Below are 11440 nucleotides of genomic sequence, written 5' to 3'. Positions count from 1 at the left end.
TTTTATCTTAAATTTCTGAAAAAATTTTCTGTCATTTAGTATTTTAAGTGGGAGGTCAATTCATCCAAATATCTTTATTTTTTAATAATGTAATTTCAAAATTTCTTCACCTAATGATATTAATAGAAAAATATCTAATATTTTATAAATAGTTTCTTCTTAAAGATTTATAAAGCACACTTTTCTTCCAAAATCATATTTGTTAGTATATATTTTTTCATATTTCAATCAGTTCTTATATTCCTAGTTTATTTTACTGTAATTTAGATTTTTCTATTGGATATTGTCTTATCTTTATATCCAAACATATACCATTTTTTTATTTAAGGTAGCTGATTGACATAGGTAATGGAGGGAATCATAACTTTTTTGACTAATTTATTTTACTATTAGTTTTTTTAACTTTAATATCATTTCTTTTTATTTTAAATCCATTTTAGTTAATACAAATGATATTTTTTTTAATTTCAGGTTATTTAATAGTGCCTGAAAGTTATTTATATCTAACTTTACATCAGTACACAATACTTCCATTATTAAATTGTTATAGTTTAGAAAGAAGCCTGTTTCATAATAACCATTATGAAGATAAAATTTTTTACGAGATTTCCTTTGTTCAATATTTTCTGCTTCTTTATCAATAATCTCCATATCTAAAACAATCTGACAATTGACATACTGTTTTTTCATCAATGCCAATACCTTACTTCCATAGCCCAATCTGCGTTTAGAACCCTCTATTGCAAAAAAAAGTATATAAGCAGTAGATCTTTGAATAGATAGAACATAAAAACCAATAAAAGTATCATTATCATAAACAGCAGTTACTTCAATTGTATTTTGGGAAATTAACTGTATCATTTCATGAAGTTCCATACGTTCTTCTTTTGGGAATGCCTCATTATTTAAACTTTCAAGTATTTTCATATCTTTAAAATCAGAAGCAACATTTTTAATTAATAAATTCATATTTACACCTCAATTTTTAATAATGATATTTTTTCTGTTTATAAATTAGAAACAAGACTGTAACAATTGTCGCCATAATTTCTGCCCCAACAATAGAAAACCAAATACCATCTAACTGCCAAATTAATGGAAAGACAAGCACAGCTACAACCTGAAATACCAAAATACGTATAAAAGCAATGAGAGCAGAGACTAATCCATTATTTAGTGCAGTGAAAAAACTGGAACCCCAAATTCCAAATCCAGAAAATAGGAATGAAAAAGAATAAATCATAAAAGCATACTGTGTCATATGCATCAGTCCATGGTCATAACCTACAAATATCATTACAATAGGTTTTGAAAGCAGTTCTCCTATTACAAACATAGAGATAGCAAATCCCATTATAATGATAAGGCTTTTTTTACGTAAATTTTTTAATTCACCATAATCTTTTGCCCCATAATGATAACTTATAATAGGAGCTGTTCCCACAGAATAACCAATAAACACTGCTTGAAACAGTAACGCAACATATAATAAAACCCCATAAGCTGCAATGCCATCTTCTCCTGCATATTTTAATAATTGTACATTATAAAGCATACTAACAACAGAGGTAGAAATATTGGTCAATAATTCAGAAGACCCATTTGAAATAGTTTTCAATAAAGCTATACCATCAAAATTTGTTTTAGTAAGTCGGAGTAGACTACCATTGGGACGAACAAAATAAATTACAGGAACAATACCACCAATAAATTGGCCAATTGCAGTAGCTGCAGCTGCACCTACTAGTCCCCATTTAAATACAACAATAAATAGGAAATCAAGTATAATGTTTGTTATTCCTGCTCCAATTGCAACATATAAACCAAGTTTTGGTTTTTCTGCTGTAGCAAACAGACATTGAAACTCACATTGTAGAATATATGCAGGGATAGCAAGTAAAACCACTTGTCCATAGGTGATACTATCTTCTAATAGCTGGCCCTCTGCACCTAATACAGATATGATCCAGCGTAGTACTATAATACCAAATACAGCTAGAATAATACCAAATATTGCAGATGTATAGATTAATAAAGAAAACTGTTTACTGGCTTTTTCTCGTTTGCCTTCACCCATTGTTTTAGCAATCAATGCTCCACCACCTGTTCCAAATAGAAATCCTGTACATCCTAATATCAAAAGAAAAGGCATAACAAAGTTAATTGCAGTAAAGGGTATTTTACCTATAAAGTTTGATACAAAGTAACCATCAACCACACCATAGATAGAGCTGATAATTAACATGATGATGGTAGGAAAGGTAAAATGTAAAAGTCTTTTATAATTAAAATGATCTGAGAGCTGAATCATTGTTTTAACCTCCTAAACCAGCTTTCTATAAATACTGCAATTGCTGATGTTAATTCTTTTAAGTTCCAATTGGAAGCATTTACAATAAGGTGATAGGAAGTATGGAGTCCCCAACTTTTGTGGGTAATAATTTCACGAACTTCAGCACGGTTTTTATCAATGCTACGAATTTTTTCTTCCATTTCTTTTCTAGATAAATTTTCATTCTTTGTAGCTCGTTCTATACAACGGCGAATTTTTGATTTCATATCAGCACAGATAAAAATATTAAAAGGGTGATAATCCTTAAGTAATTCATCCGCATTTCGCCCAACAATAACACAATTTTTTCCAGCTTTTGCAATTTCTTTGATTACTTGTGTTTGCTCTACTAATAGATCAACTTTGATAGATTGCATTATATTCACCATTGTAAAGGAACAACAAAAAGTTAAGGGAATAGTTTGCCATCTTTTATTATCTAATATTTCAGACACATAGTTTTTATCCATATCATGTTTATCTGCAATAGCAGTAATAATTTCTTTGTCATAATAATCAAAACCAAGTTGATCAGCAAGTTGTTTTCCTATTTCTCTGCCACCACTTCCAAATTCTCGACTTATGGTAATAATTTTCATTGTATAGTTCCTCCATTTTTGTTTTATATATAAAAAGCCGATAATCATATCTAAAATACTGATTATCGGCTCTGTGTCTTTGCATCTGGCTCTTTACTTTCCAATATATTCATTTTTTCTACATCTATAAGTGTTTCATATTTACACTTAGGACAAAATAATGGAAAGTTTTTTAATATTGTATCATTTCGAATTTTTATTCGAGTTTTGCTTTTACAGAAAGGACATAGAATCCATTGTTCTAAACTCATTTCTGTATCTCCTTATTTATTAAATCAAAATTTATTATTTCATTTTGATAAATCATATTAAGTTCTGCTTGTAACAAACGCTGTTGTTTATTGGAAAGCTCAAGGAACATTTGACGTTCTTCTTCAGACATTTTTAATAATGCACGTAGTTCTGCATTAACTAATGGGGTAACAATATTTTTACATATATTTAACCCTTGCTCTGTTAATATTACAGCTTTACTATTTCTTGCCCCTTGTATTTGCTCAAGTTTTATATATCCAATTTTTACAAGATTCATGATTGCTGAATTAACTGTTTGCCTTGGAAAATACCACATTTCAGCAAGAATATTTTGTGTATAGACTTCATTTGCTTCATTCAAGGTGTATAATATCCAAAAAGATACTGAAGATAAATGACAATGAGTAGCATAAGTTTGATACAATTGGTCTTGCATTCTCCAAATACGATTTAATTCTAAATTTTGTTCTTTGACTATTTTCAACATAGCTGTTCCTCCAAAGTTTAATGTGGAATTTTAATTTTATTATAAATCCGAAATCGGATATTGTCAAGATAAATTATATATATTAATATTTGAGAAGAATAATATGTTTTGTTACAGATAAAATTATAGTGTATAAATTTACATTATAAAAATAAAGTAAATGATAAAATATAATATGGAAAATAAATATGGAATATAGTAAAAAAGATAATTTTAATAGTCTTAGTTATAGAATTCCAATTATATAGCTTAGATTCATAAGGAAATATAGTTTTACTAGGAAATTTTCTTTCTGTTTTTTATTGTAAAGAAGAGGGAGAACTTCCTGTTAGGTTAATCTATTTTTATATCATCTTCATTCATCTTTTGTCTGAACACTTCTATATATGAAAAATCATTTTTGTTATATGTTATCTTCATTGAGATATCTTTTCCATCACAAACAGTTGATTCACCATCTTTTAAAGAATAAATTTTAATAAGAAATTTTAAATTTGATGGATAATGGCTTTCTTTTTGTGCTATCTTTAATACTTCCATATGGAGTTCAAAAAGAGTTTTAAATTTCTTTTTAACTGTAAGAAATGCTTTTTCTACAGGAGTATTCTTAAGCAGGAGTTGCTCCAGATAGATATCAAAATTTCCAGTGAAATTCTTTAAAGCATAATCTGTGTTGTTTCTAACATATTCTTCCCCATGTTCTGCTAAAGCTTTTAATACAATAGAGTATATTTCAGTAAAATTTTTAACCTCTTTTCCTATTTTCGTCATAATATCATTTATTATAATGGTATTACTATTTTCTACTATCTGTTTTTCAAGAGTGATTCCTAGTATTTTTGCACTTTTATAATCTCCATTTTTATTCTTAGTATATAAAAGGGGAAGATGCCCATTATCTTCAAGATCTTTCAATACTGGCATAAGCAGGTTTTTTTCAATATCATAATATCTTTTATATGATTCTTTGATTTCAAGAAGATTTCTTAAAGTTTCCATAGGAATATATACACTGTTTTCAGTAGCTCTTTTCACATATTGATATAGACGATATGAAAATTTTTCTCTGAATGTAAGCATTCTATTGATTCCAAGTTTTTCATAGTTAGTTCCTTTTTTAAAAGAACTGGCTATTTCATCTGGGAATATCAGTGTTATATCATCACCAGATATATAAAAAGATTGAAGTATATTTAAATATGCAAGATATTTAGAATTAGTTGAGGAAAGGATAATATATTTATTCATAAATGAATTAAGAAATTTTATTCCCTCTTCCTGAGTTTCAAAATCTAGATACTTTAAAAATTCTTTAAAAGGAAGAGTTACATTTTTATCTTTTATAGTTAAAGACTTGATAAGAGTTCTTTCTTTTCTGTTGAGATATTTGGAAAATTCTATCTGGATATCTTTTTGAAGTATATCAAAATTCATAAAAAGCTCCTTCCTAAAAATTTTTTTATATTTTTGAATATTTTTTTTCTTAAAGTTAAACGAAATAAGAATATTTTATTTTCGTTATACCTACTAAATCATACCATATACTATATTTTATTTCAAGAATAATAATTAAATTGGAACTTTAAAAACGATATACGGTCATAAAAATGTGATTTTTGACATTTTATTTGACTAGTGCTAATATAAGTATGACCTTAAAAAAATCAAAAATATCAAGGAGGTAATGAACATGGATTTAGATTTAGAAGAAGTGGCAATGACAATAGTAGGTAACGCTGGTGAAGCAAGAAGTTTAGCTTATGAAGCATTAAGAGAAGCAAAAACTGGAAATTTTGATAAAGCAGAGGAACTTTTAAAAGAATCAAGAGAAAAATCTCTTGTAGCTCATGGGATGCAGACAGAACTTATATGTAATGAAGCAGATGGGAATGGAATAGCTATGAATCTTCTTATGGTTCATGCTCAAGACCACCTTATGAACTCGATCCTTGCTAGAGAATTAGTTGAAGAACTGATAGATGTATATAGAAGAATAGGAGTGGAAAAATAATGAAAAAATGGGCTATGATTGCTACGTGGAGAATGGCTGTTGAAGGGGTTACTCTGGGAGCTGATATATTAAAAAATGGTGGAAAATGTCAAGATGCTGTAGAAAGAGCAATAATGGAAGTTGAAGATTATCCATTCTATAAATCAGTAGGGTATGGAGGACTTCCAAATGAAGTATGTGAAGTTGAACTGGATGCTGCTTTTATGGATGGAAAGACACTTTCTATTGGAGCAGTAGCTGGAATAAAAGACTATAAAAATCCTGTGTGTATAGCAAGAAAACTCAGTGCAGACAGATTCAATATATTCCTTGTTGGAGAGGGAGCAGAGGCTTATGCTCATAAGAATGGTTTCATAAGACAGAATATGCTTACTGAAAGAGCGAAAAAAACTTGGGAATTAAGAATGAAAGAGATAACTGAAAAAAATCTTTCCCCTTATGATGGACATGATACAGTATGTATGATAAGTATAGATTCAGAGAAAGATATGGCAGCGGCTACTTCTACAAGTGGGCTGTTTATGAAAAAAAGAGGTAGAGTAGGAGATTCACCTGTATCTGGTTCAGGATTCTATGTGGATAATGAAGCTGGTGGAGCAGCAGCTACTGGACTTGGAGAAGATATAATGAAAGGATGTCTTTCTTATGAAACAGTTCAAAGAATGAAAAGAGGGATGTCCCCTACAGAAGCAGCTCAATCAGCAGTTGCAGACTTTTCTGATCAATTGAAAAAAAGAAGAGGTCATGCAGGGGCTATATCAGTTATAGCAATGAATAATAAAGGTGAATGGGGAATTGGAACTAATGTAGAGTTTTCATTTGTTGCAGCTGATCCAGATAATGAACCTAAAGTATATCTTGCATATCCTATAGAAGGAAACAATGAAGTAAAAATTGAAATAGCTTCAAAAGAATACATGGAAGCTTACAAAAAAAACATACAAAAACCATTAGAAGAAATATAAAAAGGAGACGATGATGAGTAAAGTTATAACTATACTGGAAGACAAACTTGTTCCTGTAGCTGCATGGATAGCACAGAACAAATATATCAATGGAATAAGAAGAGCATTTATAATGATGATGCCTCTTTTAATGATTGGATCTATATTTTTGATGATTTCAGCTTTCCCATTACCAGCATATCAAAGAGGTATGACTAGTTTATTTGGTGAAGGATGGAAGGATGTTCTTGATATCCCTGTAAGTGCTACATTTTCACTTATAGCTCTATATGTAGCTTTCTTAGTAGCTCAACAGCTTGCTAAACAATTTGAGCTGGACAGCATTGCAGTAGGGCTTCTGTCTTTAGCTTCATTCTTAATACTTACTCCATTGGGATATTCCACTGAACATGGAGCAGTTATTACATTTGACTGGCTTGGAAGTAAAGGGATGTTTGTGGCTATGGTTATTGGAGTATTAACAGTAAAAATATTTCAATTTTTCGTTAATAGAAATATTCTTGTAAAAATGCCTGATGGTGTACCACCTGAAGTTATAAAATCATTTGAAGCTCTTATTCCTGGAACAGTTATCCTTGGAGCAGCTCTTATTTTAAGACTTCTTATGATGCAGACAGATTATGGAACAATACATGACTTTGTATATAGAATGTTGGCTTTACCATTAAAATCTCTTGGAACTTCATATATAGGTTCTATATTTACAGTTTTTGCTATATCAATTCTTTGGTCTGTTGGAATAAACAGTGGTTCAATGGTAAATGGATTTGTAAGACCTTTCTGGTTGGAAAATCAAGTAGAAAATATAGCAGCACTGCAAGCTGGACAGCCTCTTCCTCATGTAATAACAGAGCAGTTTTTTGATATGGTATGGATGGGAGGAGCAGGAGTTACTCTTTCTCTTCTTATAGCTATATTAATCTTTGCAAAAAGTAAACATATAAGAAGTGTTGGAGCTATTGGAACTATTCCAGGAATATTTAATATAAATGAGCCAATTCTATTTGGACTTCCAATAATCCTTAACCCTATTATGCTCATACCATTTAATTTAGTTGCTATGGTAATGGTAACTACACAGTATATAACAATGAATCTTGGAATTGTATCAAAACCTTTGGGAGTAGCTTTTCCTTGGCCTACACCAGCAATAATCAGTGGATTTTTAACAGTAGGAGATATTACTGGATCTCTTATTCAAATAGTAAATCTTATCATTGGAGCAATGATTTATCTTCCATTCCTTAGAATAATAGACAAGGCTAGTAAAAAAGAGGAAGATGAAATGGAAAGATTAGAGCAAATGGAAAATGAAGGAAAATAATTAGAAATTTAAAATAAATAATTAGGAGGAAAACTATGAAGAAAATATTATTATTATGTGATGCAGGAATGTCAACAAGTCTTATGGTTAAAAAAATGAAGGAAGCTGCTGTAAAAAAAGGAATAGAAACTGAAATAAATGCTTTAAGTATAGCAAAATTTCAAGAAAACCTTAATAACTATGATGTATTTCTATTAGGACCACAAGTAAAATATAAAAAAGCCGAACTAGCAGCAGTAGCAGAAACTGTTGGGAAAAAAGTAGAAATCATCAATACTATGGATTATGGTATGATGAAAGGAGATAAAGTTTTAGAACTTGCTCTTTCTTTAATTGACTAATTGCACCACAGGAGAAAACTATGGATATAAAAAAATATATCGATATACATTTTGATGATGCTTTAAAAAGTATCCTTGAAATTATAAGAATAAAAACTGTAAAAGCAGAGAAAATAGGGGATGCTCCTTATGGAGCAGAGCTTAAAAGAGGTTTGAACAAAGTACTGGAAATAGCTCAAAGCCTTGGATTTAAAGTGAAAAATCTAGATAATTATATTGGATATGCTGAGTATGGAGAGGGAGAAGAATATATAGCTATTTTAGGGCATATAGATGTAGTGCCCGAAGGGGATGAAGCTAGCTGGAGTGTACCCCCTTATGAAGGGTGTATAGTAAATAATCAGCTTATAGCAAGAGGAGCTATTGACAATAAAGCTCCTATCATATCAGCTCTGTATTCTCTGAAAGCTGTAGTGGATACACATCCAGAATTTAATAAAAGAGTGAGGGTAATATTTGGAACTAATGAAGAGAGCGGAGATGAAGATATCAAATATTATCTGGCAAGAGAAAAAGAACCAAAATATGCTTTTACTCCAGATGGAAGATTTCCAGTAATATTTTCTGAAAAGGGGATATATACATTTTCATTTAGAAAAAAGATAGACTGGAAAAATTCAAAACTGATAGAGATAAAAGCAGGAACAAGATCAAATATAGTACCTGAAAAATGTATAGCTAAAGTGAGAAATATACCTAAAGAGAATATAAAGAAAGTTCTCAGTGAAATAAAAATATCAACTAAAGCAGGATATACAGTAAGTTATGAAGAAGATACAGCAGAAATAATCTGTACTGGAATATCAGCTCATGCAAGTTCACCTCATAAGGGAGTGAATGCACTTTTAGGAATGTATAGATTCCTTGATCTGATTATTGGGAAAGAAGATGCAGCAAAAGGATTTATATCATTTATTTCAGGTTATATTGGTGAAAGTTCAGATGGAGAGAAACTGGGTATAAAAACTGTCAATGAAGAAGTAGGAAATCTGACAATAAGTGCAGGGATAACAAATATTAAAGATGATGAGATATTTGTAAAATTTAATATAAGATATCCTGCTTCTATAGATGAGAAAACTCTTGATTCAAGTTTGAAAATAGCAGGAGAAAAAGGAGGAGTTGTATTCTTTAAAGAAAATCATAATGCACCTCTTTATTTTGAGAAGGCTCATCCTCTAGTAAAAGAACTACAAGATGTATATACAAGTGTGACAGGAAGAAATGAGGAACCTGCTGCATTAGGTGGGGGAACATATGCGAAACTAATGCCTAATACAGTAGCATTTGGTCCTAATTTTAAAGAATATAATGGTAAACCTCATAGCTTTGATGAATGTATGGATCTTGATATGTTGAAACAGGGAATGGAAATATATGCAAGGGCTATATTGAAGCTTGGAGTATTGATTAAATAATTAATAAATAAAAGAGCTATTACAAATTTGTGATAGCTCTTTTATATTTTGAAAATAAATATAAAAATTTAAATCTAAGAAATAAAAATTTTATTTTTAGTAAACCTTAAATCCTTATCTTCTTAATTTTTAGGTTTTAAATTTTCGTTATATTTTTACCAAGATTAAAAGTTCCATCATCAAATAAAACTGCTTATAGAGCTTTATCTCTGAGATATCTATAGGATTCAAAAGAAATAAAAGGAAAAGTTATAGATTTACAATTATTTTCTACAGCCAATTGAAAGGAATTAATATAACAATTGGTTGAAAGCTCTTCTCCATTCAAAACAACTTCCACAATATGGAGCACATATTTGGGATCAAGTAGACCAGCAGTGGTAATTACAGCTTTCTTATATTCATTGAGAATAATAAGGTCACTTTTGTAATGAATGTTACATATCTCACATCCATCCAAAGGAGATGAATTGGCAGCATTGATAATGGCATTTACAGACATTTTGGCAATATCATCTTTTATTATATCTAGACTCATATCATTCATCTTATTCCAAAATCACACCTAAAATCACCATCATAACATTTTCAATAAAAATATGAAATATATTAGCATAATTATAAACTAATAAAAAAATAATTTGGAAAAATAAATTTTACCAAGCTACTTTTGAGTATTTTTCCAAAAATATAAAAAATTAAAAAATAATATAGGGAGATTTTTGGAGAAAATTAGTAAGTTTTTCAATGAAATTCTCCATAACTTTTTTACTTAATGAAATGGAATTAAGCTGTCTTACTAAAAAAATTTTCCTTGTAGGTAAATGTTCTAAATTTAAAATGGAAATATTATTTTGAGATAAATCTCTTAATTCATAAGCTACACATTTTGGTACAATGGACCAAGCATTATTTGATTGGAGAAAAAACTCTATGAGATTTGCAGAGTCCACTTTAATTTTTGGAAAAATGATACTGGGAAAATTTTCATTGTGCCATAGATCAAAATCAGGTCCCCAGTCTAGAAATATTTCATTTTCTAATTTTAAATCATTTAAGGTAGTTTTTTCATTAAAATCAGAAAATCGCTTATCATAGATTAATACCATAGATTCAGAAAATAAATATTTTGTAATTAAGTTTTTTGATGCAAATGGTCTAGAAACAAGACCTAGATCCAATTGGTGGCTATCTAGCATATTATATATGATGTGATTCCAATGGGAACTTATAGAAAATTTAGTGTTATGTTGACAAGAATAATCTTTTATAAATTCTTTCAAAAGGTATGAATTAATACTATGGGGCATAGATATTTTAATGATATTGGGAGAAAGATTATTTTTCCATAGATCAATATCTTTCAGAACAGAAATATATCTATTGGCAAACTCTATAAATTCAATACCTTTGTGTGTGAGCTCTATTTTCTTGAGCCCTTTTTTTCTTAAGATAAGGGGTTCTCCTATTTCATTTTCTAGTGCAATTAGTCTATTGGTAATGGTAGATTGAGATACAAATAGTTTATTAGCTGCCATGGAAAGACTTCCAGTTTCTATAATCATAGTAAATGCTTCTATTTCTAAATTATTCATAATAAATCACCTCTTTTTATTAAATATTAGGTTTTATAATATTTAATATGTGATACTAATATTATTTTTTTATAAAATCTTATGATATATTTTTTAATAAGACATATAGATTG

At 29.5% G+C, this 11440-nt stretch carries 13 protein-coding genes; 5 read left to right on the top strand and 8 right to left on the bottom strand.

The genetic code is table 11. The features are described from left to right. Positions 1–420: 420 nt before the first annotated feature. From E0E45_RS14555 to E0E45_RS14530, 6 genes are all read right to left on the bottom strand, one after another. Complete coding sequence (locus E0E45_RS14555) at positions 421–969, bottom strand: GNAT family N-acetyltransferase (RefSeq protein WP_130891831.1); 549 nt, start codon at positions 967–969, stop codon at positions 421–423. A gap of 16 nt (positions 970–985) precedes the next feature. Further along, entirely contained in the window at positions 986–2311 is a 1326-nt protein-coding gene (locus tag E0E45_RS14550) for an MATE family efflux transporter (protein WP_130891830.1), read from the bottom strand. Next, on the bottom strand, positions 2308–2931 hold the full coding sequence (locus E0E45_RS14545; RefSeq protein ID WP_130891829.1) for an AAA family ATPase: 624 nt from the start codon (positions 2929–2931) through the stop codon (positions 2308–2310). Before E0E45_RS14545 ends, E0E45_RS14550 begins: the two co-directional genes overlap by 4 nt. A gap of 62 nt (positions 2932–2993) precedes the next feature. Then, positions 2994–3182: a cysteine-rich KTR domain-containing protein gene (locus E0E45_RS14540; RefSeq protein WP_130891828.1), complete on the bottom strand. Its 189-nt coding sequence runs from the start codon at positions 3180–3182 to the stop codon at positions 2994–2996. Beyond that, positions 3179–3673, bottom strand: coding sequence for a MarR family winged helix-turn-helix transcriptional regulator (locus E0E45_RS14535; protein WP_130891827.1), 495 nt, complete (start codon positions 3671–3673; stop codon positions 3179–3181). Before E0E45_RS14535 ends, E0E45_RS14540 begins: the two co-directional genes overlap by 4 nt. Before the next feature lie 333 nt (positions 3674–4006). Further along, entirely contained in the window at positions 4007–5107 is a 1101-nt protein-coding gene (locus tag E0E45_RS14530; RefSeq protein ID WP_130891826.1) for a replication initiation protein, read from the bottom strand. Positions 5108–5363: 256 nt separating this feature from the next. Here E0E45_RS14530 and E0E45_RS14525 point away from each other — a divergent pair, with 256 nt between their 5' ends. From E0E45_RS14525 to pepV, 5 genes are read left to right on the top strand one after another with little or no spacing between them, the layout of a single operon-like run. Continuing rightward, positions 5364–5684: a PTS lactose/cellobiose transporter subunit IIA gene (locus E0E45_RS14525; protein ID WP_005951865.1), complete on the top strand. Its 321-nt coding sequence runs from the start codon at positions 5364–5366 to the stop codon at positions 5682–5684. Then, positions 5684–6649, top strand: a complete 966-nt coding sequence (locus E0E45_RS14520; RefSeq protein ID WP_130891825.1) for a N(4)-(beta-N-acetylglucosaminyl)-L-asparaginase — start codon at positions 5684–5686, stop codon at positions 6647–6649. Before E0E45_RS14525 ends, E0E45_RS14520 begins: the two co-directional genes overlap by 1 nt. Positions 6650–6662: 13 nt before the next feature. After that, positions 6663–7973 carry a PTS sugar transporter subunit IIC gene (locus E0E45_RS14515; protein WP_130891824.1) on the top strand — a complete coding sequence of 437 codons (1311 nt, stop codon included), beginning with the start codon at positions 6663–6665 and terminating at the stop codon, positions 7971–7973. Between the two features lie 35 nt (positions 7974–8008). Further along, positions 8009–8314, top strand: a complete 306-nt coding sequence (locus E0E45_RS14510) for a PTS sugar transporter subunit IIB (RefSeq protein WP_130891823.1) — start codon at positions 8009–8011, stop codon at positions 8312–8314. Positions 8315–8334: 20 nt separating this feature from the next. Beyond that, the gene (gene pepV, locus E0E45_RS14505; RefSeq protein WP_130891822.1) at positions 8335–9732 is read left to right on the top strand and encodes a dipeptidase PepV; all 1398 of its coding nucleotides are present in this window, start codon (positions 8335–8337) and stop codon (positions 9730–9732) included. Between the two features lie 193 nt (positions 9733–9925). Here the strand turns inward: pepV and E0E45_RS14500 are convergent, their stop codons facing one another. Then, positions 9926–10279 carry a macro domain-containing protein gene (locus E0E45_RS14500; protein ID WP_130891821.1) on the bottom strand — a complete coding sequence of 118 codons (354 nt, stop codon included), beginning with the start codon at positions 10277–10279 and terminating at the stop codon, positions 9926–9928. Positions 10280–10430: 151 nt separating this feature from the next. Then, positions 10431–11327: a LysR family transcriptional regulator gene (locus tag E0E45_RS14495; RefSeq protein ID WP_130891820.1), complete on the bottom strand. Its 897-nt coding sequence runs from the start codon at positions 11325–11327 to the stop codon at positions 10431–10433. Positions 11328–11440 lie beyond the last annotated feature (113 nt).

The sequence above is a fragment of the Fusobacterium ulcerans ATCC 49185 genome, assembly GCF_900683735.1.
Taxonomy (GTDB): Bacteria; Fusobacteriota; Fusobacteriia; order Fusobacteriales; family Fusobacteriaceae; genus Fusobacterium_A; species Fusobacterium_A ulcerans_A.
This window is presented reverse-complemented; position numbering and strand designations above follow the sequence as displayed.